Below are 21956 nucleotides of genomic sequence, written 5' to 3'. Positions count from 1 at the left end.
TTAGAAAAATTGAAATTTTTTGAGTAGATTTATTGATAAATTTTTCAAGCATATGTGAACATATGGTTGAAAAATTTAACGATAAAGATGTCAAAAAAGACAATTTTAACAAGCAAATGTAATTACGCAAGAAGTCTAATAACTCAGGTTAATATATACATGAAAGGCTAGTCTCCCAAAGAAAAAGTGCATAATGCTGAACCGCTGCCTTCTCCTTCAAGTTGATGTAATGAGGCTCTAGATCGGGTACTAAAACCCTGCCATCTTGATAACATTTATAAACCGTAGAAATAAGATTTTTAGTAGGACTATTCAGATTCCTTATCGAAAATTGTAAAACACCATCACCGCGAATTTTCTTTCCAACTTCAAAAAAAATCTGAACAAATTCATTCATAGAACTAAAATAACTTATAATAACACTCTCTCTCTTATCATCTGCCTGAAGCACAAATTCTGCAAAATAACGCGTATGAGCAGCATGATCCTTATGATCGGGAATATCAAAATACTTCCCAATAAACAACATATTCTCTGCGTGATCAGAAAATGTAAACTTCTCACCCCTGAATTCTCCCTTATCTTTCCCAATAACAGGAAAACTAACCTCATCAACAACTTTCTCAGAAGTTACATCTTTTATGCTAATATGAATTTCACAAGCGGAAGACATCTTCCTACCCATGGTTGAAAGAATCGATGCGAGCTCCCGCTTCGTATCAAAGTACCCAAGTAATAAAAAGCTTGTTTTTGAAACTGAAAGAGGCCTTGCTTCTATTTTAGTAAAATAACGATCTAATATAGCCACAACACCCCCAGAAAAAAGTAGCCGCCTGGAACCCTCTGCCTTTTACACACCAAAGTACACGTTCAAGATTTTGTAGGAAAGAAACTCCTTGTTCATTCCCCTATGTTATAGGGGCAAGAAACCTCTTTAACAATCTGCGATACAAAAGCGCACTAAAAAGCTCAAGAACCAAGCGGTTACAAAAACCCTAAAAGCGTAATCTGCAAGGCGCTCTTCACCACTTTATACATAAGAGAACAAACTCCTTATCTTGTGGGTAAGATTTTCTCTCAAAGAAGAGAAACTCAAAACTCATCACCCCAGTTTTGTACTTAGGGCTACAAGCCGCCTTGCAGTTACTGAAGAGAGGTACTGAAGTATATGAATTCACCTGTCTTCAAACCTTCCTATACTCTCTTCTAATTTCATCTTACCATTAAAGTAATTTTTTGCCAATATTATTTAAATTTATTTTTTATACAAGGGAATTCTAGAATTCGTCTTGCATAAAAAAATAATTCTAAATAACCTGAAGCCATTTACATAACTTAGAGGACATAAAGAGCATGGATAACTCACTTTCTTCTTTCGATGCAGCAACTCAAAAGCATATCAATGATTGGCTAGAGGGCCCCTATGACGATGCCACTAAGGCAGAAATCCAGCGTTTATTAAAAGAATCTCCTAAAGACTTAATAGAAGCTTTCTATACAACACTTAGCTTTGGAACAGGTGGCCTTCGCGGTGTTATGGGTATTGGCAGTAATCGTATGAATATCTACACCGTAACAGCTGCAACACAAGGACTTGCAAATTATATTAACAAGCAGCCTAAAACCCAAAAAGAACACAGCGTACTCATCGGTTATGACTGCAGAAATAACTCCAAACTTTTTGCAGAAGAATCTGCAAAAGTACTTGCTGCCAACGGGATTAAAGTTTACATCTACTCTGCTCTTCGTCCAGTACCTCTCGTATCTTTTGGATGCAGGCTAAAAAAATGCTTATCTGCAATCATGGTAACAGCTTCTCATAACCCTCCAGAATACAATGGATATAAAGTGTATTGGGACGATGGAGCTCAAGTTCTACCTCCACATGATATAGGCATTATCGAAGAGGTGCAAAAAGTTACAGATCCAACACAAGTCAAATTCACACAACTTCCAAACGATCTAGTTGAAATTGTCCATGAAGAGATTGATGATGCCTATATTAAAGCAATTAAACCCTTGCAATGCTATCCTGATCAAAATAAAAAGCAAGGCCCCAAACTCAATATTGTATATACAAGCCTTTATGGAGCTGGAATTACAGTAGTGCCAAAGGTCTTGAGCGATTGGGGATTTTCAAATCTCAAATTTGTAGATGAACAAATTGTTCCCAACGGCGACTTTCCAACAACGCCAAGTCCAAACCCTGAAGAAAAATCTGCTCTTCTTCTTGGGATCAAAAAATTACAAGAGACTTCTTCCGATATCCTTGTAGCAACAGATCCTGACTCTGATCGCATGGGTGTTGTTGCAATGCATAAGGGAGAACCCATCATCTTCAATGGCAACGAAATAGCTTGTATTTGCCTAGAACATATTCTTGAAGCTCTTACCAAACAAAATCGTTTACCTATAAATGCAGCCTTCATCAAGACAATCGTTACATCCGAACTCTTTCAATCCATTGCTGATAGCTACAAAAAACCTTGTTTTAATGTACTTACAGGCTTTAAATATATTGGAGAGCTAATAAAAAAATGGGAAAGTGATCCTAATGGCTATCAATATATTTATGGAGGAGAGGAGTCTTATGGAACTCTTCTTGGAACCAATAGCCGCGATAAAGATGCTGTAATTGCAACAGCTCTAATTGCAGAAGTGGCACTCAATGCAAAACTACAAAATCTGACCCTTCTTGACCTATTACATAATATCTACAAAAAACAGGGTGTATTTCGTGAAAAGCTCATATCACTCACCTTTCCTGGGAAAGAGGGCATTGCTACCATGAAAGCTCTGATGGAAAACTTACGTAAAACGCCACCAAAGACTTTTAATAATATCCCTATAGAAACAATTGATGACTACAAAACATCGGAAAAAAACCATCTGTTAACAGGTAAACAAGAAAAGCTTACTCTACCAACCTCAGACGTATTAGTGTTTTGGCTGCAAGATAAAAGTAGACTCGTCATACGCCCATCTGGAACGGAGCCAAAAATTAAATTGTATGGTGAAGTCTCTTCTAAAACCTTCTCTTCTGTTGAAGAGGGTGTAAAAGCGTGTGATGCAAAAGTTACAACACTTCTAGAATCCCTTAAAAAGGATCTTCAGTAACTTCTATCTTTAGACTTCTTGCGTAATTACATTTGCTTGTTAAAATTGAAATTTTTCTAAGCAAAGCTAATTATGCAAGAAGTCTTTTGATAGAATGCTTAAGAAGCATTGCAATAAGTGGCTTTGGTATAAAATGCGAAAGAAGTATAGCCATTTTGTAGCGCCAATCAAATAGTGACACTCTCTTTTGCGTTTGGATTTGCTTCCATATTTGCTTTGCAGCAAAAGATGCACTCATAGCAAGAGAAGAGTCCTTTTGCTCTACACCTTTTGCTGCACGAAAGCGAAAGCCCGTTTTTACTTGACCAGGAACAGCTGTCAGCACACGAATGCCATAAGCACTAGACTCGTTATCCACGCCCCTAGAAAAAGATAAAACAAAATCTTTACTTGCAGCATATGTCACAAAGGAGGGAAAGGGCCGAAAATAGGCTGCAACAGAAGATACATTCAAAATAGTTCCTGTTCTTCTATCTTTTTTTAGGAGAATAATTGCCTCCAGAGTAATTTCAGCGACTGCTGCAATATTGACTTCTATCATAGAAAGCGTATCTTCTACAGCATACGAAATCGCCTCTCCATATAGACCAAAACCTGCATTATTAACTACAAGATCTGGTTTTAATAAACGCATCTCCTGAATAAGATGTGTACGATCTTCCTTTTTTGACAAATCACATACAACAATATGAACAGCAACATAGATTGTAAGTTCCTCTGCAAGAGCATGCAACGCTCTTTCATCTCTACCTGTAATTAAAAGGGGAATATGCCTTTTTGCAAGCAATTTGCACAATTCTTTTCCAATACCAGAACTTGCCCCTGTGACACAGGCTAAACTAAACACCAAGTACTCTTTTTCTTGGGTATTTGATGCGGGCATGCGCCGAAGCAACAAGTGTTTGAATGATTGTTTGCTTAACTATTTTTAGCTCCTCAAATGTCAATTGGCAATCATTAAACTGTCCATCTTCTGCTTTTTCTGAGACTAGGCGCTCTACCAAGCTTGTGATAGCCTCTACGGTAAATTCATCCAAAGAGCGCGCTGCAGCCTCTAAAGAGTCTGCTATCATAATAATTGCAGATTCTTTAGAACGTGGTTTTGGGCCCATATAACGATAGTCTTTCTCATCTACAAGACTTCCATCCCCGCCCATAAGGTCAATTTGTTTATGATAAAAATAGTAGACCAAAGTATTACCATGGTGCTCTTTAATGATAGAAATAAAGGACTCTGGAAGCCCTGCCTTTCTTGCCATAGCAACACCCTCACTCACATGAGAAATAATTACCTGAGATGACTCTATAGGCGTTAACAACTGATGCATGTTGATGCCACCTTGCTGGTTTTCTGTAAAATATTGAGGGGCGATCAACTTGCCTATATCATGATACTGAGTGGATACTCTACAGAAAAGACCATTTGCACCAATTGCAAGAGCTGCAGCTTCCGCCAAGTTTCCAACTACAATAGAGTGTTGATAGGTTCCTGGAGCCTCTATCATGAGCCTTCGAAGCAATTCATTAGTTGGATCCATGTATTCCATCAATGTAATATCTGTCATCATGCTAAAGAGATATTCAAAGATCGGCAAAAAGCCTACAACAAAAATACCTGTCGTTATCATAAAGATAAGTGTACTGAAAAGGTCTCCCAGCATTAAAACGCCAACACGCCCTCCTTCCGAAAAATCAAGACCTATCACAAGGACAATTGCAGAGAGCCACGCTTTTGAACAGACAATAAAAACTTCTTTTCTTCTGTGGATCGCAGTCATGCTAAGAACGGCTACAATTGCAGGGATTAAATTGACAAGAAAAAAGCCTGCCCTGTCAATTTGTAAGCCAAGCGTTAAGATAATAGCCAAAAAGGCACCTGAAAATATTGCAATGCGTGCATTCATCAAGCTACAAATTAAAATAGCAGCAAAGGGAACAAATATAGGATAGCGCACAAAATCTATGAGATGGCTTGTATTCTTTAGCAAAAAATATTCAGCGATTTTTGCAAGCAACAAAGTGATCACGATAATTGTAGAAAGTAAAAATAGCTTTTTATTTGAGGCGTAGATTTCACCATGAGAAACTCTCACATAAAATGCCCCTACAAGTACTGTAACAAGTGATATAAGAAGAGATCCAATAACTGTCAATGGATGCCACAGATTTCTTTCTTGCCCAAGCTCCTCTTTCATGGCCTGTAACATAGCAATATGCCTACTTGTAACTTTTTCTCCTTGGTCTATAATACGACTTCCTGCAGAGATATGCGTGTATTTTTCTGGAATTGTTGCTCGAAGCTGCTTTTTCAAAAGACGGGAGGCATTAATGTCTTCTGACAAATGCCAGGTTTTTTCTTTAAAATAGTCAAAAATGTAGTCAATGGTACCACGTGGAAGCGGATTTTTTAAAAACGTTACTGCTTTTACCCTCATCCAAAAATCTTGTGGTAAATCAATTGGTATCTGTGAGTCAAGCAAGGGAATAAAAAGATAGTAGTTTGCATCTGAAATATGCATCTCTTTAATTTTTTGAATCGTTCTTGCATCAGTAAAGCGACTTTGTAAAAGAGCTGTTGCTAGCATGTCTACTGCGGCATAAACCTCTTCAAAAGTAGTAAGATCTGAAAAGTGCCTCCAGCTCTGGTTATGAATCAACTCTTTTTCTAGCTCTAGCCTGCGCTCTTGCACTTCTTTTTCTTGAATTTTATAAATTTTCCCAACATCTCTTATGGCCTCTTGGCGTAAAATAAGAGTCTCCTCGTCATCTGGAAATTCAAAGTCGACTTGACTGACTACATACTTTTGAGCGATACTGTTGAGCTCTAAAACGTCTACCCTTACTTCTTTCATATGTAGAAATATAAAAATAGAAGCGACCAAAAAAAGTGCAATTAACCCTCTAACATAAGGGTTTTTATCAAAAAACCCTGGTTCCTTGCCTACCTCTTGAAACTCATCTTCCCTTTCATCCGGTACAACATCTTTGTGTGGCGTCATAAGATTTATTCTCGTATATGCAAACGCTCCTTATACCATACAAAATGATTTATACACAAAAAAACTATTGCGTTAAATTTCGATAAATCTACTATAAAGAAATTGCAGTAATCCCATACAATCTGTGTTTTTTTTACCCATGAGCTCGTCTATGTCTACTTCTGCTGTTCAATATCCCTCCGAATTCAGCTATATCCTCTACAATCACATTATAGAGACTTTTCAGCCCTTAGAAAGAAATCACTCACAACTATTGAGTAACGCTACTATTCTCCAAGCGGAAATGGACACTCTTACAAATGATTATAGAGATCTAATGTCTCAGCGTATATCCAGCAAATTTAAATACTCTACTGTACATCAAGATCAGCAACGCATTACTAAGCAATATGATAAATTAAAACAATCATTTAATACCTATTCCCTATTTGAAAGTTCCTTTGAACGTAAGTTTCAGCTCATAACTCAATATGACCTATTGATATCTCATGCTCCACATTTATGTGAAGAAACAGTCATAAAAAAACTCTTTGAAAGCACTAAAAGCATAACTCAATATGTTTTAACAAAACTTGCAAAACTATCTTTAAAAATGGTTCATATTAATGAAACTTTAAAATCTGGTTTACATAAGTTAAAAAGTGCGTATGAAGGATCTTTTGGAGTAAATGACACAAGCTTTATAGGTGTATCTAATTTATTACTAAACAAGCTACCACAACACAACCATCAAGGGGCTAGCTCTTCAACATCTAGCTCCACAGAATCTTCGCAAGAGATTACAGCCGCAACTCCAAGTGAACCCAACGGTGAGCTTCTTTCAGAAAATCAATATCCTGATATTGCTTACTGCCTTCATATTCGCATTCAAAAACAGCTTCAATCGTACAACAAGGCTCCATCTATAGAACTTTACCAATATCTACAAAAAGCAATTCCTGAAGGCATTACTCTACTTCAATCTTATCAGAGGCTAATCCAACCTCTTCAAACTATACAAGACTCTCCCTTCCAACAAAAGCTTTCTGCTATAAATACAATTGCTCAAAATGCCATTACTACTTTCACTACCTGCCTAGGACAATTGCAATCTCCAGAAGGACTACAAACGAGAACTTTCCCACCCATAACCCCCCTAACTCCAGTAATTTCTGATCTATACTCTGCAGAAGAAAGCCCAACTACTCCCATACAAACAGCAAATCCTCCAAGCCCTACAGAAACTTCTAAGGCTACACCATCTCTAACAGAGCTACAGCAATCCCAAATTCAAGAATATCAACTTCTCAGTATGCACCTTCGTCAAAACTTGCAGGAACTTCAAGCCCAAAATACAGTATTACAATTAAGAAATACAGAGCTTGAACAATGTAATACTGAAATAGCAGAAAGGACAATGCGCATACAAGCTGCAGCCTCTCGAGAAGAAATTGAAGAACTACAACGAAAAATACAAGAACTTGAAGCGGAAAATCGCACTCTTCTAATGAGTAACAGCGAAAAAGATGAGACAATTGAGCAGCTTACAATAGAAAAAACACAACTTGAAGAGCAGCTTAAAGCATTAAGAGATAAACCTATCCTTCCTTCAAACGGATCTACAAGTGCTAATAACAATAAAAAGTCCGGGAAAAAAAAATAACTGTAACTCACACCTCATTCACATGAAACGGGAAAGAGATAAGGTCGCAAATCAATAAAATTACCCTGACCATCATAGGAAGTAATGTACACATAAGCGCACTTCTTGGGATCTACAAGCATAAGCCACAATGCAGAGCTACCAGGGCTCTTGCCACACATTAGGGGAGCAACACTTAACTCATATGCCCTTCTGGTTTTTGGATTATGAACAAATAGAGCTGTTGTATTATCGAAGAGGATCTCTGGTTTTTTTGCGTTGATAATCACAGTTCTTGCAAGAATACCGCACTCCCTTAACTTTTCTACAAGAAAATAAGCAGTCTCACCAATATCCTTGATAAAATAAACACCGCCCTGGCAAGGCTGTGCCTCTTGATTTGCCAATGCTGACTGTAAAAAAGCTAAAGTAATAATTACAACAAGAAGGTATTTCATTTAAAAAATCTATAACCTGAGTTTTTTTTCCAAACTCTATCACTCCCAATCATTTTTCACTACTATTTCTCCCATTAGCCGGATTTTCCCCCAGTATTATTTTAATAACTCGTACATACACAAACAAGTTTAAGAATTGATTTTTGAACTTGTTTGCGTATATAGATAGACAAGCAAAGCGCTTTTTCTTAAACTTAGATCACGTTTATTACTATTGGAATGCTTTATGCAAAAGTATCAGGTTTTAGCAAGAAAATACAGACCTCAACAATTTTGCGATGTTGTTGGGCAAGAAGCACTTGTTACAACGCTTGTCAATGCCATCAAGTTTGAAAGATTAGCTCATGCTTATCTTTTTTGTGGCTCTCGAGGCTGCGGGAAAACTAGTATTGCAAGAATTTTTGCTAAAGCACTTAACTGCAGCAATTTAAGCAAAGATTTCGAACCTTGTAACGCATGCCCTTCATGTAAAGAAATTACTGCAGGCTGCTCTTTAGATGTTTTAGAAATTGATGGCGCATCTAACAGAGGAATTGACGATATCCGCAGCATTAATGAAACAGTAAGCTATAGCCCCTCTTCTGGGAAATACAAGATTTATCTCATCGACGAAGTGCACATGCTCACAAAAGAGGCTTTTAACGCCCTTCTCAAAACACTTGAAGAGCCCCCTGCCACTGTTAAATTCTTTTTTGCAACAACAGAGCCTCACAAGATTCCCTCTACCATCTTAAGTCGCTGTCAACGCTTTCAACTCCTACGCATCTCTTTAGACAAAATCGTAGAAAAATTACGTAAAATTGCAAAAGATGTAAAAGTAGATGTAGACACAGAAGCCCTCCTTCTTATAGCAAAAAATGCAGAGGGAAGTCTTCGAGATGCAGAATCTCTCTTTGATCAAATTATTTCATTCGAAAAAGAAAAAATTACTACCGAATCCATCATCCATGTCTTTGGATTAATGCCAACAGAAACCTTTTTTAAGCTAGATCTTGCTGGGAAAAAAGGTGATTTGGCCTGCGCTTTTGATATTGCACACCAAGTTTTTCTAGAAGGGAAAAACATCTTTCACTTTTTAGATGGGCTTATCGAGCATTTTAGAAATTTACTACTCGTAAAAGTAAGCCCCTTAACTATTGCTCATCAAGTTTTTTCACCAGCTGACAGAGAAACCTATCAAAAACATGGGGCATTTTATTCTCAAGAACAGTGTTTAGACCTATTGAATTATTTGATAGAAACAAGACAAGAGATGAAGAATACAAACCTCTCACAAATCGCTTTAGAAGCAATTCTCTTGCACATTTTACGCAGCCATGGACGCATTTCTGTAGAAGTCCTTACAAAAAAGTTATCAGAAATAGAGCAAACTATTCAATCACTAGTAATAACAGAGCCTTCAAAGAACACACCTATACCCCCTTCTGTTCTACTAGAAGAAAAGCCTTCTTGGACTCCTTCTGCTCCAAACGTAGATATATCAGAAAAAAAACCCTCTTCTCAGAGGGCAACGCTTCCTAAAGACTCTATTGCAAAAGGAAGAGATGATACCATCATGCGCTTTGCTGCAATAGAGCTTGAGGGCACTCTTAAAAAAATATTGTCTTAAAGGATTAATAATCATGGGTAGTGGATTTGCAAAACAGAAAAAACAAGCACGCGCTCTTCAAGAACAGTTTAGCAAGATGCAAGAGCAAGCAAAAGCAACAGAAGTTACAGGTCTTGCTGGAAATGGCCTTGTAGCTATCACCTTAAATGGTGAGCATGAAATGCTAAAAATTTCTATCAAAAAAGAGTGTGTCGATCCTGATGATCTTGAAGGGCTAGAAGATCTTATTAAAGAAGCTTATAAAAGCGCCTTCAAACAACTACAGAGCGCGGCGTCTTCCTCTATGCCTCAACTTCCAGGCCTTCCAGACCTAAGCGCTTTTGGACTTTAAAATCCGCGCCTCTGTGTTTCGACTTTTCGAGAAAAGAGTGAACTTCTGCAGACGAGGAGAGCAAGAGAACCTTGTCTGCAAGTTTTACTGCCTGTACAATACTTAGTTGTCGAATTGTCTCTTTGATAATGGGGATGGCTCTTGGTATTACCGAGAGCTCATGAATACCAAGTCCTAAAAGCAGCTCTGTGAAACGAGGATCCGCTGCCATTTCACCACATACAGTCACAGGTATTTTATGTAAAAGTGCCTGATTTACAACCAGCTTAATCATGCGAAGAACACTTGGATGTAATGGAGAATATAAATAGCTCATCGCTTGATTTCCCCTATCCACTGCTATACAATACTGCACTAAATCGTTTGTTCCAATGGATAAAAAATCACACTCTTTTGCAAGAAAATCAGCAGTCATTGCAGCAGAGGGCACTTCAATCATACAACCGACCTTTAGAGAGTCATTAAAACAGATCTTTTGCTGTTTTAATTCTTCTTTTGCCTCATTTAAGCATGCTTTTGCACTATGCAATTCACTTGGACAAGATATCATCGGAAATAATATGCTCAAATTACCAAAAGCACTTGCTCGCAATATAGCCTTAAGCTGCGCTTTAAACTCTTCTTTTTCTTTAAGCATCAAACGAATAGCTCTACAGCCAAGAAAGGGATTATCTTCTCTTTTTGAAACATAAAAACGTCCAAACTTGTCACCACCAATATCAAACGTGCGAAAAACAATAGGTAGCCCCTTCATGCTTTCTACCATCTGCTTATAAACCACAAATTGTTCTTCTTCTGTTGGAAATTTCCCTTCCGTCATCAGCAAAGACTCTGAGCGAAATAGTCCTACACCATGCCCACCATGTTCATGAAGCAATTCAAGCTCACTACATACCTCTACATTTGCTGTAAGGCTTACTTGATAGCCATCTATTGTTTCAGCAGGAAGCATGTTGCTTTTTCCTTGAGATTTGCTTTTTTCCCATTCCCTCTTCTTTTCTATATAAAAATCGAGTGTACTTTTCTGAGGATTAATAATTACATTACCTGCAAATGCATCTACAATGATAACAGCATCTTTAAGAACAGATTTTATAGATTCAAACTGAACATTTGCAACATAGGGTATCCCTTGCGCTTTTGCCATAATCGCTGTATGCGATGTCTGTCCTCCTTTTTCCGTAACAAAGGCAATAGACCTCGTATTTTGTGCTTCTGCCGTATCGGAAGGGGATAGTTCCTCTGAAAAAACAATGGAGTTAACGGGAAGATCTGCAAGAGAATTGTGCACGTTGTCTTGTAAATGCCTAATGATTCTCTTAGAGACATCTTGAACGTCTTTAAAACGTTCTTTGAAAAACTTACTAGTAATTTTATTGAAGCGATCTTGATATTCAGCAACAGTTGCTTGTACAATAGCCTCAGTATTTTTTCTTAGTGATCTAATCTGTGCTTCTACATCAATTGTGAGTGTTGGATCTTGTAACATAACAAGATGACCATCAAGAATTGCAACACCTTCCCAAGCTCTTTCTCTCTCTAGACGGGCCTTAAGCTTTTGCACCTCTTGTTTACTGCGTTGCAATGCATTTCTATACCTGACAATTTCACCATCGATATGTTTCTCTTCAATATTAAATTCCGTTACCTCTTCATCTACAGGTGTGAAAATAACAGCCTTTCCAATTGCAATTCCAACACAAATAGGAAGCCCTTGCAGTATGATCTCTCCTCTTTTTTTTATCTTTTTGTTTACAGCCATCATACATGTTACTCTCCAAAGCTTGTATCAAATGCATCTACAAGTTTACCAATAATTTCATCAGCATCACTACCCTCAGCCGTAATAGTAATCTTAGAATTCTTTCTAGCTGCCAGTATCAATATGCTCATAATGCTCTTTGCGTTGATTGTATCCTTTTTATATGTAAAAGACACTTGACTTTTACAATCTTGCAAAAGCTTTACAATTGCCGTTGCTGGCCTTGTATGAAGACCCAAAGCGTTTTTTACTTTGACCTGGCGCACATATTTCATTTAGCGCCCCTTTCTTTGTTTTCTTGAAATCGTCTCTAAAAGCTTTGTATTAAACTCTTTTGCGGAATTATACCCCATTTTTTTCAGCCTATGATTAAGAGCGATTGTTTCCAATAAAAGCACTACATCCCTTCCTGGCTTAACTGGTAATACATGAAAAGGCACTTTAACACCAAGCAAGTCACAATACTTCTCCTCTAAGCCAACTCTATCATAAAAATTGTGATTATCCCATACTTCTAACTTTACCACAAGATCTACACTTTTCTTTTCTCTTACACAAACAGCTCCATAAAGATGAGCTACATTAATAATTCCAAGCCCTCGAATTTCCATATGGTGACGTGTTAACTCTGCACCAGAGCCTTCCAAATACCCCCCTTCTCTACGCCTTACTTTTACAATATCATCAGAGATAAGTCTATGTCCCCTTTCTATAAGTCCAAGGCCTGCCTCGCTTTTTCCTACAGAAGACTCTCCTTGAATCATAACGCCTACACCAAAAACTTCTACAAGGGTGCCATGACAATTTAAACTTGGAGAAAACTCTTCTGTCAAAAGAAGCGTAAGTTTACTCAAGAGATTCATCGTCGTCATGCTAGCTCTAAAAAGAGGTATGCTCCTCTCTTCACAAAGCCGTACAAGCTCCTTAAGTGGCCGATAGCGCCTTGCAACCATGATGGCAGGTGTTGGCATCGACAAAATATCTTCAAGTCGCTGAATGCGAACTTCTGGAGCTAAATCACGCAAGTATTCTATTTCGACCTTACCAAAAATCAAAATTCTCTTACTAGCGTGACTTTTAAGATAGCCAGAAAGAGAAAGACCTGGCCTATGAGCTTCTGGTACGTTAATACGCCTTCTCATGCCTGATTTTCCAGCAATACATTCCAGGCCAAGAGACGAGCCATGCTGTCTATAAAGATCTTCTACTAAATACATTTAATACTTTTTTGCAAATTAAGATCTTATTCTAATTTTACTACTTTCATAAGAAAAAATCTGCTATCTTGTCAACTTGATTCCATTAGGTTTAAGGATGAGTGCTTTATGAATAAACGCCCTAAAGTAGTTATTATAGGTGCCGGCTTTGGAGGCTTAAATGCCGCTCTTAAGCTAAGATGCGAGCCTATTGACATCGTAATTATTGACAAAACAAACCATCATCTCTTTCAACCTCTTCTTTACCAGGTTGCAAGCGCAGCTCTCTCCGGTGCTGACATCGCAACACCCATTCGTGAGATTTTTCATTCTTATAATAATGTTTCAGTAATTATGAGTGAAGTTGTCTCTATCGATAAAAGTGCAAACCTCATCCACTTAACGCACACAGACCCCATACATTTTGATTATCTCATCGTGGCAGTGGGTGCAAGACACTCCTATTTTGGCAACAAACATTGGGAAGAGGCCGCTCCTGGAATTAAAACACTACAAGAAGCGCTAAGCCTTCGAGAAGAGATTCTCATGTCTTTTGAAATCGCTGAAAGAAGCTCTAAATTGTCTGAAATAGAGCGCTATCTAAATTTCGTCATCGTTGGAGGTGGCCCTACAGGAGTTGAACTTGCAGGTGCCATAGCTGAAATTGCCTATAAAACAATGATCAAAGACTTTAATAGAATCGATATCACAAAGACAAAAGTCTTTCTCATAGAAGCAGCTCCTCAAATTCTGCCAGGGTTTCATCCAAAACTGTGCGCTGTTGCAAAAAAAGATTTAGAAAAGCTTGGGGTCATCGTACTTACGAGCACCAAGGTTTTAGAAGTCACTGATGAGGGTGTAGAAGCAGAGGGCCTTTGTATTCCAACAAAAAATGTCATCTGGGCCGCTGGAAACCAAGCATCTCCTCTATTAAAAACTCTCGATGTTCCCCTAGATCGTCAAGGACGTGTACTTGTAGAAAAAGATCTTTCCATTCCAGGACACTCTAATATTTTTGTCATCGGAGATGCTGCTGGAGTAATTGGAAAACATGGAAAACCCATTCCTGCAGTTGCACCAGCTGCAGTCCAAGAGGGAAAATATGTAGCCAAAATCATCAAGAAAAACTTTTCAAAAGAAAAACGCCCTCCTTTTGCCTACTTTGACAAAGGGACAATGGCAACCATTGGCCTCTATAAAGCCATCGCATCTATTGGTCCCTTTACATTCTCTGGCTTCTTTGCATGGCTTGCCTGGGGAGGCATTCATATAGCCTATCTCATAAGCTATAGAAACCGTTTTATTGTGACTTTAAGATGGCTCATGTGGCTAATCACCGGCAAGCGGGCATCAAGACTCATTACTGGCCCTCTGCATGAGTCTGAAAGTGTTAAAGTACACTCTCCTACAAAATGGAATTAACTCTAAAAAAATATATAGACTTTTGGAAAGAGCACCCTGGACTCATCTATGGCCTTGGAATTTGTATAGGATTTGCTCATGCCTATACAAAAGACTATACCCTCTTATTCCCTCTTTTACTGCTGCTTTTTCCAGCATTTTTTGTACATGCATTTTTACCAAGAAGCATAGCAACCCTCTTTTTAAGCCTATCTGCTTTAGTTTGCGGTCTCTATCCTTTTTCCTTTTCTGATATCCCCAAAGAGGGCATAAAAGGAACAGCTCTTTTTCAAATTGACTCAATTTCTAGAGTAAAAAACTCTTTCTCCTCATCCTACCTCTACAAAGGCTCCATCAAAAATTTCTCCACGCTTGCATCAACAAAGCTTCCTTGCACGCTAAGAATAAAAGAGAGCCTCAATAGACCAAAGGGACATACATACCTTATAGAGGGCACACTTTTTAGCAAAAGCAGAGGTAATTATCATTTAAAAATAGATGAAAAGGCTTCTTGGAGGAGAGTAAGAGACTACTTCAACTTTTCAGAATGGCGCTTTCTTGCAAAAGAATCTGTCAAAAAACATATCTCTTCAAAAGTCAAAAATATGCATGTTTCAGAGCTTTTATCTGGATTATTTACAGGAGAAATAACATCAAATATACTTAAACATAACTTAAAAGCACTTGGTATGCAACATGTCCTTGCCATATCTGGTTTTCATTTTTCTCTACTGGCATGGCTCCTTTCTTTACTTATAAAACCTCTTTTGAGCCCAAAACTTGCAACCTATTCGCTCATCTTGTTACTTACACTCTACTTTCTTTTTGTAGGCCCCTCTCCTTCTGTACAAAGAGCCTGGATCAGCATCCTCATCTTTCTTGTAGGTCAGCTAATAGGTAGAGAAAGCTTGCCACTTAACCGCCTTGGATTATCTCTTATCATCATACTCCTTATCAACCCACTATCCTGCCTTCAAATGGGATTTCAGCTAAGTTTTTTTGCAACTTTTGGAATTCTTCTTTTCTACCCCATTATTGAAGAATATTTTTCTAGAATTTGGAAAAAAAGACCTTTGAGTCAGGCTCTAAAATTTAATCTCATCAATAAATTGGGGCTTATCCTGCTCACCTTTTTTAAAAGAACACTTGCACTCAACATTTCTGTCTTTCTTGTAACTTTTCTTCTTCTTCTCACACTTTTTCAAGAGTTTCCACTTCTTTCACTGGTCTACAATCTATTTTTCCCCTTCCTTCTAAGCCTATCTTTCATCTTTCTTATTTTATCTCTCATCTTGGATGTGATTATGCCCTTTATGGGCACTTATTTACACATGCTCAACGAACTATATACTACATTTATCTTGCGCTTCATAACACACGTCCCAACGCCACTCACAAATTCCATTCATACCGAGGCCATTTCACAAAAAAGTTTAATTTACTACTTTTCACTTCTTCTCATGGTTGGCATATTTCTCAATCGACACACAAAGGAAAAACAGCAAAGCAAATTATTTAACTATCTCTAACATTGACAAAAAACATAAATTGACTGTAAATTTGGAACTCCTTCATGGCGGTCGTAGCTCAGTTGGCAGAGCGTTGGATTGTGGTTCCAAATGTCGCGGGTTCAAGCCCCGTCGATCGCCCTTTTCTTTTTAAAAACCTCAGAAATCACGTTATAAAATAAACGTTATAAAATAAATGTCTTCTAAACAAAGATTTATAAGAGATTACTATCAGCAAAAACGCGGAACACCAAAGATGCTGCTCATCCAATGTTCCCACTGCAATAACTATCTCATGCATTACCAAAAAGATGGACCAGGTCCGCTTTTACGCTGTTATATAGACCGCATCTATCATCCAAAATCCACTTCTACAGACACCTCACTTACCTGCTCTTCTTGCCATACTATTATTGGCGACCCTATAATCTATGAAAAAGAACAACGCTCTGCTTACAATCTTGTACCAGACAGCTTTATCATTAAAAAAACCACTCTAAGAAATGCAAAAGCTTATTCAAGTCAATCTTCTTGAAAATAAGGCCCTTCTGATGGCGGTGAAGATGGATTATAACGCGGTGGAGATAGCTTAAGAAATTCTTGTGCAGCCTCAATTTGAGGTCTTAATTCATTTTGAAAACCTCTATCTTTTATAGCATCTATTACATTTCCAAAAGTCTGTAACAATACATTACTTGCATCATTAACATTTGGAGATTCAATCCATTTATAAACAAGACCTCGATCATTTCGTGGTCCTTCGCCATAAACAACTGCTACGGTAAATTCCAGTTTTTTAAATTTTTCTTGATCGCTTAATCCAGACATAGGTTTCCATGAAATACTCACCTTAAAACTATGGCGAAACTGCTGGTATTCAGTCCCTCCTGTAACACTCTCTGTAACGCCCCCTTTCGTTATCTCTAATCCCTTCCTTTTACACTCTTCTACTAGCTTATTGTAATATGTTACAAGTGGAGGCGCTAAACCACTTGAAAAATCTTGATTACTTTTTTTACCAAAAAGCGGAACAGTAGCTGCAAATGGATAGCTATCAGCTTCTAAACCAAAGTTAATTTTCTTCACTAATTTAGATCTAAACTCTTCAGCTGAAGATTCTTTTATTCTAGATAATAGTGTTTGGACCGCACAAGTCACGCGAATAACCTCGCTATCTTTCTGTTCAGCTGCAAAAATCGCCACCTTCTCTATCACACTATTAATTTTTTTCATAATAGTGCCATCATTACATATCAATTTCTTTTGGACACTCTCATCTTTTTTAAGATCACATATGCGATGGCGAATATCTTCTTCAAACTGTTCTAATTTATCAGCACCCATCTGATCAAGATTTAAAATAACAGCTTTTTCAAACACATCATTGTACGAAAGGCGCAAAATATAATGCCCAATCCTTCCACAAATACGCCCCAACCAAGAGCGCTCTTGTAATTTACCTGCGTCATCCACATAGTGTAAAAATAAGCTTCCTTCCTCTTTTCCCTTAATTGCTTTTTCTAGATTTGCAATCCCTACATCTATTGACATCAAACACCTTACCTAAAAAACCAAATTATATTTATTTCCATATACTTGTAATCATCAAATTTGACAATCTTTTTCAAAATCTAAATCACACACTGGATAGATTTAGCGTGCACTAAGAGCGCACGGTTTTATATTTAACCGTGCATTGACAACGCACGGTTTTATTGATATAATAAAAAATAACAGGTAGGGAAAATGGAACGAGAGTTACTTAAACAAGTTATAGCGGATCAACGAGAATATAAATCCCCCAAGAATTTTTTTAGTCGCACATTAACCAAAAACATACTACGTTTTGTAGATGATCCAAGCATAATGATTCTAAGCGGAATCAGAAGGTCTGGAAAATCAACGATTCAACGCCTTTTACAACTAGAGTTGGTAAAATCAGACTATTATTTAAATTTCGATGATGAGCGCTTAATTCGCTTCCAAGTGGAAGACTTTCAAGTGTTATTAGAGACCCTAATAGAGCTATTCGGTGAGCAGTCCACATTCTACTTTGATGAGATTCAAAATATTGAAGGGTGGGAACGCTTTGTGCGACGACTCTATGAACAGGGAAAAAAGATTTATATTACCGGATCTAATGCAAAACTTTTAAGTAAGGAACTAGGCACTCATTTAACAGGTAGATACATTCAGTTCGAGGTATACCCCCTCTCTTTCCAAGAAATCATCTATCATAATCACCCTGAACTGTTTTCTAAAAAAGTCTTATCTACAAGTGACACTGGCATGATGCAACGTCATTTTTCAAACTACTTAAAAAATGGTGGCATTCCAGAATATGTAAAGTTTGAAAAACCTGAATACCTGCAAGATCTATTTGAAGGCATTCTCTATCGCGATATCATCGCTCGCTATAAAGTCATGGATGAAAAACCTTTGCAAGAAGTGGCTTACTATTTAGCAAGCAATATTGGAAAAGAGTTTAGCTATACAAAACTTGGTAAAATTGTAGGCCTCAGCAGTCCTCATACAATCGCGAACTATTGCAACTACTTGGAACAATGTTACCTCTACTTCTTTATAAGCCGCTATAGCCACTCTCTAAAAAAACAAATTCAATACAATAAAAAATGTTATATGATCGATCCTGCTCTTATTCGCACAATTGGATTTCGTGTGAGCGAGGACAAGGGGCGTCTTTTAGAAAATGTTGTATTTCTTCAGCTAAAAATGCAGAAAAAAGAAGTCTATTTTCATAAAGACAAAAAAGAATGTGATTTTATCCTTAAGGAAGGCAACCAAATTGTTCAAGCCATTCAAGTTGCAACAAATCTCTCTAATGAAGATATAAAAAATCGAGAAATTAGCGGACTTATTGAAGCGATGAGCACCTATAACTTACAAGAGGGACTAATCCTTACGGAAAGCGAGCAAGATAAAATAGAAGTAGATGGATTTCTAATTACTATTATCCCCATTTGGAAATGGTTGATATCTCTCTGATTATATACATCGTTATTCCTGGGCGCATTCCGAAGATTTTTGCGTGTTTTCCATGAAAATTAATACTTATTGCTTCAAATTTTCATGGACAATTTACCTATATTATGCACAATTTATAGGAAAGATATGTGGTAATATGTATGGAAAAAATTCGAAACTTCTTTCTAGATCAAATTTCGCAAGATCTTGACATTACACCTATTTGTGCGTTACTTGGCCCCAGGCAATGTGGAAAAACAACGATCGCACGACAGTTCGCTAAAACATATCCTGAACAGGTCCATTACTTTGATTTAGAAGACTATACCGATCTTGCCAAACTTAACCATCCAAAACTTGCTCTGGGATCCTTAAAAGGCCTTGTTATTATCGATGAAATTCAACGCAGACCTGACCTATTTCCCTATTTGCGCGTAATTGTTGACAGGAGCAATCTAAAGTTTTTGATTTTGGGAAGTGCTTCCAGAGAACTTATAAAACAGAGCTCAGAAACACTAGCTGGCCGCATTATCTACATTAATGTTACTCCTTTTCAACTCTCTGAAGCCAATGACCAAAATAAATTATGGACACGTGGCGGTTTCCCAAAATCTTATCTTGCTCATTCTGATGTTGCAAGCGTTCGATGGCGAGAGGCATACATGCAAACGTATTTTGAAAGAGATCTTATAGAATTGGGATTAGCATTACCTCCTCAGCGTATTTTACGCCTTTGGTCCATGCTTGCGCAATACCATGGTAATGTAATTAACTACTCGAACATGGCTCAATTTCTAGAAATATCTGTACCAACACTCAAAAACTACCTTGCCTTATTAGAAGGTACATTTATGATCAGGATACTTTCTCCATGGTATGAAAATAGAGGCAAGAGATTGGTTAAAACACCTAAGCTTTATATTCGCGATACAGGCATACTACACCAGCTGTTAAGCATCAAAAATTATGAAGAATTAATCCTTGATGTTCGAAAAGGTGGCTCCTGGGAAGGCTTTGCTCTTGAAGAAATTACAAAAGCCCTTTCTTTGCGCCCAGAAGAGTGCTATTTTTGGGCTACGCACCAACTTGCAGAACTAGACCTATTTATTAACTACAAGGGCCGCAAATTAGGTTTTGAATTTAAGTGCACAGATCAGCCAAAAATTACCAAATCTATGATGAGTGCAAAAGAATCTCTATCTTTAGACCATTTATTCATCATTACACCCATAGAAGAAACCTTTTCATTAAATGAATATACCACAGTTCTTGCCCTTAAGGAGTGTAAAGACACTATCCAAAAACTTGCTCTTTCATAAACTCTACTTTATACATATCGTTAATAACAAATTTCTTTTAAGCTGCCAAGACAAGTGCATTCAACCTTTGATGTAAGTTTTCAATTACAATAAAGTCCTTATCTGCAGCATCTAAACCAGGGCATTTCAAGAGCTCTTCTATTTGCTCTTTTGAGAGCGCCTCAAGCACACGCTTTCTACCATGTTCCCATGTTTTGGGAACTTCTGCAACAGATCCCACAAAAGCTACATTGTTTGCAAGCAGTGCAAAACGCTCCGAATCTTGGATAATGCTAATTAGCTGTTCTTCAGACCAATAAGAGCGAGCATCTTGCTTACCTATATGTCCACGCTCAGATGTACCTGCATTGAATAGATCTACAAAGGACTGTATCGGTACGCTCGTCATATTGATTGCATGAAAAAATAAAAATAAATTTTCCCTACTGATGGGACTACAATAAAACTCAGTCACAAGCTTTTTTACCACAGCAGTATCTAACTCTCCAGTTCCAAATAAAAAGTCATTAGTAGCACCCGCATCCACTATTGCATTAACAATTTTTGATCGATGATAAGAAGAGAGATCGTCACTCATTAAATCTTTCCAAAGAAACAAACCTTTTTTACCAAATAAAATTTCTTTACCCTTAGGCTGACTGCAAAGCGCTTTAATAAAGTTAGGATTTGTCAACTTATCTAAAAGCACTTTTTTAGAGATAGCTTCCCTATGAGGAGAAGACAACTTAGCTATCAATTCTGGGGTTAATAACACATGATTTGACAAGACTTGCTTCTCAATATCCCAAAATAAATATTCGCTAAAACCACATTTTGCAAAGTAAACAGCTCTTCGCTCGATGCTCAAATAACCAACAACGTCCATTTTTTCTAATTTCTTCTTTTCTGTGTCTCTTTTGAACGATTGCTCCGGTGTAATTAATGTCTTTAAAGTTTTTGCAAAGTAAACAGCTCTTTGCTCGATGTTCAAATAACCAACAAAGTCCATTTTTTCTAATTTCTTCTTTTCTGTGTCTCTTTTGAACGATTGCTTTATTTGCTCCGGGGTAATTAATGTCTTTAAAGTTTCTGCATCTAGTGCTTCGAGTGTCTTTATAGGAATATTATTAATTATAATACGCTTTTTCTGCTCTGGGCTTAGCTTAAGTATCAATTCCGGTGTTAACATCTTGAAATCAGCTAAAATCCGAGGCGCATTGTGTGCAAATCGAGCACTGATCCCGCATTTTGCAAAATAGACCGCTTGTTGCTCTCGAGTAAAGGATTCCATAACCTGTTCAGTAGTAAAATGCTCTAAAAACACGGCATCTACTTTTTGAAACGTAGACAATGTAACATTCTCAATTTGACTCGCTGTCAACCACTGAATATTTCTTTGTGATAGTTGAGTAAAACAGGCTTCAATCGTCTCATTTCTTCTTAAGTATTGAAATAATAAAAGTAACGGCTTAAACAATACTCTTTCAACCCACGTATCTTCTTTCTTAAAAATCCAACAAGGGCTTGAACTATTTGTAATTGCATTCATTATTTTATCTCCATAAATCTGTATTACTATAAAAGATAGTAGCATATTCTTTAATTATATGCAATTATAATCATTACTGTTCCTAATAGGGCGCACTCCGAAGATTTTTGCGTCTTTCCATG

At 37.4% G+C, this 21956-nt stretch carries 18 protein-coding genes and 1 tRNA gene; 10 read left to right on the top strand and 9 right to left on the bottom strand.

Translation table 11 applies throughout. The features are described from left to right. Positions 1 to 148: 148 nt before the first annotated feature. Positions 149 to 808, bottom strand: coding sequence for a hypothetical protein (locus P4L16_03945; protein MDR3624276.1), 660 nt, complete (start codon positions 806 to 808; stop codon positions 149 to 151). A 545-nt stretch (positions 809 to 1353) separates the two neighbouring features. Here P4L16_03945 and P4L16_03940 point away from each other — a divergent pair. Further along, positions 1354 to 3117 carry a phospho-sugar mutase gene (locus tag P4L16_03940; GenBank protein MDR3624275.1) on the top strand — a complete coding sequence of 588 codons (1764 nt, stop codon included), beginning with the start codon at positions 1354 to 1356 and terminating at the stop codon, positions 3115 to 3117. 70 nt (positions 3118 to 3187) lie between these two features. Here P4L16_03940 and P4L16_03935 read toward each other — a convergent pair whose 3' ends face one another. Both P4L16_03935 and P4L16_03930 read right to left on the bottom strand, forming a co-directional pair. After that, positions 3188 to 3964 (bottom strand): SDR family NAD(P)-dependent oxidoreductase, encoded by a 777-nt coding sequence (locus tag P4L16_03935; protein MDR3624274.1) that lies wholly within the window; start codon positions 3962 to 3964, stop codon positions 3188 to 3190. After that, positions 3957 to 6116: an HDIG domain-containing protein gene (locus P4L16_03930; GenBank protein MDR3624273.1), complete on the bottom strand. Its 2160-nt coding sequence runs from the start codon at positions 6114 to 6116 to the stop codon at positions 3957 to 3959. Before P4L16_03930 ends, P4L16_03935 begins: the two co-directional genes overlap by 8 nt. Before the next feature lie 151 nt (positions 6117 to 6267). On the opposite strand from P4L16_03930, the gene P4L16_03925 reads away from it, so the two are divergent. Continuing rightward, positions 6268 to 7758 carry a hypothetical protein gene (locus P4L16_03925; protein MDR3624272.1) on the top strand — a complete coding sequence of 497 codons (1491 nt, stop codon included), beginning with the start codon at positions 6268 to 6270 and terminating at the stop codon, positions 7756 to 7758. A gap of 14 nt (positions 7759 to 7772) precedes the next feature. Here P4L16_03925 and P4L16_03920 read toward each other — a convergent pair whose 3' ends face one another. Then, on the bottom strand, positions 7773 to 8195 hold the full coding sequence (locus P4L16_03920) for a hypothetical protein (protein ID MDR3624271.1): 423 nt from the start codon (positions 8193 to 8195) through the stop codon (positions 7773 to 7775). Positions 8196 to 8421: 226 nt separating this feature from the next. Here P4L16_03920 and dnaX point away from each other — a divergent pair, with 226 nt between their 5' ends. Together dnaX and P4L16_03910 are read left to right on the top strand one after the other, a co-directional pair. After that, positions 8422 to 9804, top strand: coding sequence for a DNA polymerase III subunit gamma/tau (gene dnaX / locus P4L16_03915; protein MDR3624270.1), 1383 nt, complete (start codon positions 8422 to 8424; stop codon positions 9802 to 9804). 13 nt (positions 9805 to 9817) lie between these two features. Beyond that, on the top strand, positions 9818 to 10135 hold the full coding sequence (locus P4L16_03910) for a YbaB/EbfC family nucleoid-associated protein (protein MDR3624269.1): 318 nt from the start codon (positions 9818 to 9820) through the stop codon (positions 10133 to 10135). Here P4L16_03910 and ptsP read toward each other — a convergent pair. From ptsP to hprK, 3 genes are read right to left on the bottom strand one after another with little or no spacing between them, the layout of a single operon-like run. Beyond that, positions 10086 to 11900 (bottom strand): phosphoenolpyruvate--protein phosphotransferase, encoded by a 1815-nt coding sequence (gene ptsP, locus P4L16_03905; protein MDR3624268.1) that lies wholly within the window; start codon positions 11898 to 11900, stop codon positions 10086 to 10088. The two genes, P4L16_03910 and ptsP, sit on opposite strands and share 50 nt — an antisense overlap. 5 nt (positions 11901 to 11905) lie before the next feature. Further along, a complete protein-coding gene (locus tag P4L16_03900; GenBank protein ID MDR3624267.1) occupies positions 11906 to 12172 on the bottom strand; it encodes an HPr family phosphocarrier protein in 267 nt (88 codons plus the stop codon). Then, complete coding sequence (gene hprK / locus P4L16_03895; GenBank protein ID MDR3624266.1) at positions 12173 to 13114, bottom strand: HPr(Ser) kinase/phosphatase; 942 nt, start codon at positions 13112 to 13114, stop codon at positions 12173 to 12175. 108 nt (positions 13115 to 13222) lie between these two features. Between hprK and P4L16_03890 the strand changes: the two genes are divergently transcribed. From P4L16_03890 to P4L16_03875, 4 genes are all read left to right on the top strand, one after another. Next, complete coding sequence (locus P4L16_03890) at positions 13223 to 14515, top strand: NAD(P)/FAD-dependent oxidoreductase (GenBank protein ID MDR3624265.1); 1293 nt, start codon at positions 13223 to 13225, stop codon at positions 14513 to 14515. Further along, positions 14506 to 16023, top strand: a complete 1518-nt coding sequence (locus P4L16_03885) for a ComEC/Rec2 family competence protein (GenBank protein ID MDR3624264.1) — start codon at positions 14506 to 14508, stop codon at positions 16021 to 16023. The genes P4L16_03890 and P4L16_03885 overlap by 10 nt, the downstream gene beginning before the upstream one ends. 47 nt (positions 16024 to 16070) lie before the next feature. Beyond that, positions 16071 to 16143 (top strand) — tRNA-His (locus P4L16_03880). A 55-nt stretch (positions 16144 to 16198) separates the two neighbouring features. Further along, positions 16199 to 16537: a hypothetical protein gene (locus P4L16_03875; GenBank protein ID MDR3624263.1), complete on the top strand. Its 339-nt coding sequence runs from the start codon at positions 16199 to 16201 to the stop codon at positions 16535 to 16537. Here P4L16_03875 and P4L16_03870 read toward each other — a convergent pair. Further along, on the bottom strand, positions 16525 to 17553 hold the full coding sequence (locus P4L16_03870; protein MDR3624262.1) for a hypothetical protein: 1029 nt from the start codon (positions 17551 to 17553) through the stop codon (positions 16525 to 16527). The genes P4L16_03875 and P4L16_03870 overlap by 13 nt on opposite strands. Positions 17554 to 17748: 195 nt before the next feature. Between P4L16_03870 and P4L16_03865 the strand changes: the two genes are divergently transcribed. Together P4L16_03865 and P4L16_03860 are read left to right on the top strand one after the other, a co-directional pair. Continuing rightward, positions 17749 to 19008, top strand: a complete 1260-nt coding sequence (locus P4L16_03865) for an ATP-binding protein (protein ID MDR3624261.1) — start codon at positions 17749 to 17751, stop codon at positions 19006 to 19008. Between the two features lie 140 nt (positions 19009 to 19148). Next, entirely contained in the window at positions 19149 to 20306 is a 1158-nt protein-coding gene (locus P4L16_03860) for an ATP-binding protein (GenBank protein MDR3624260.1), read from the top strand. 37 nt (positions 20307 to 20343) lie between these two features. On the opposite strand, the gene P4L16_03855 is transcribed toward P4L16_03860, so the two are convergent. Beyond that, positions 20344 to 21834, bottom strand: coding sequence for a hypothetical protein (locus P4L16_03855; GenBank protein MDR3624259.1), 1491 nt, complete (start codon positions 21832 to 21834; stop codon positions 20344 to 20346). Positions 21835 to 21956: the final 122 nt, after the last annotated feature.

This window comes from Chlamydiales bacterium (genome assembly GCA_031292375.1).
Lineage (GTDB): Bacteria > Chlamydiota > Chlamydiia > Chlamydiales > VFKH01 > JARLHF01.
Note: the sequence above shows the minus strand (reverse complement) of the source record. Positions and strands in the feature narration are given on the sequence as shown.

Coding starts and splice junctions, on each gene's coding strand:
- P4L16_03940 (MDR3624275.1), top strand. CDS start 1,354: ATGGATAACTCACTTTCTTCTTTCGATGCAGCAACTCAAAAGCATATC.
- P4L16_03930 (MDR3624273.1), bottom strand. CDS start 6,116: ATGACGCCACACAAAGATGTTGTACCGGATGAAAGGGAAGATGAGTTT.
- P4L16_03925 (MDR3624272.1), top strand. CDS start 6,268: ATGTCTACTTCTGCTGTTCAATATCCCTCCGAATTCAGCTATATCCTC.
- P4L16_03920 (MDR3624271.1), bottom strand. CDS start 8,195: ATGAAATACCTTCTTGTTGTAATTATTACTTTAGCTTTTTTACAGTCA.
- dnaX (MDR3624270.1), top strand. CDS start 8,422: ATGCAAAAGTATCAGGTTTTAGCAAGAAAATACAGACCTCAACAATTT.
- P4L16_03910 (MDR3624269.1), top strand. CDS start 9,818: ATGGGTAGTGGATTTGCAAAACAGAAAAAACAAGCACGCGCTCTTCAA.
- ptsP (MDR3624268.1), bottom strand. CDS start 11,900: ATGATGGCTGTAAACAAAAAGATAAAAAAAAGAGGAGAGATCATACTG.
- P4L16_03900 (MDR3624267.1), bottom strand. CDS start 12,172: ATGAAATATGTGCGCCAGGTCAAAGTAAAAAACGCTTTGGGTCTTCAT.
- hprK (MDR3624266.1), bottom strand. CDS start 13,114: ATGTATTTAGTAGAAGATCTTTATAGACAGCATGGCTCGTCTCTTGGC.
- P4L16_03890 (MDR3624265.1), top strand. CDS start 13,223: ATGAATAAACGCCCTAAAGTAGTTATTATAGGTGCCGGCTTTGGAGGC.
- P4L16_03885 (MDR3624264.1), top strand. CDS start 14,506: ATGGAATTAACTCTAAAAAAATATATAGACTTTTGGAAAGAGCACCCT.
- P4L16_03875 (MDR3624263.1), top strand. CDS start 16,199: ATGTCTTCTAAACAAAGATTTATAAGAGATTACTATCAGCAAAAACGC.
- P4L16_03870 (MDR3624262.1), bottom strand. CDS start 17,553: ATGTCAATAGATGTAGGGATTGCAAATCTAGAAAAAGCAATTAAGGGA.
- P4L16_03865 (MDR3624261.1), top strand. CDS start 17,749: ATGGAACGAGAGTTACTTAAACAAGTTATAGCGGATCAACGAGAATAT.
- P4L16_03860 (MDR3624260.1), top strand. CDS start 19,149: ATGGAAAAAATTCGAAACTTCTTTCTAGATCAAATTTCGCAAGATCTT.
- P4L16_03855 (MDR3624259.1), bottom strand. CDS start 21,834: ATGAATGCAATTACAAATAGTTCAAGCCCTTGTTGGATTTTTAAGAAA.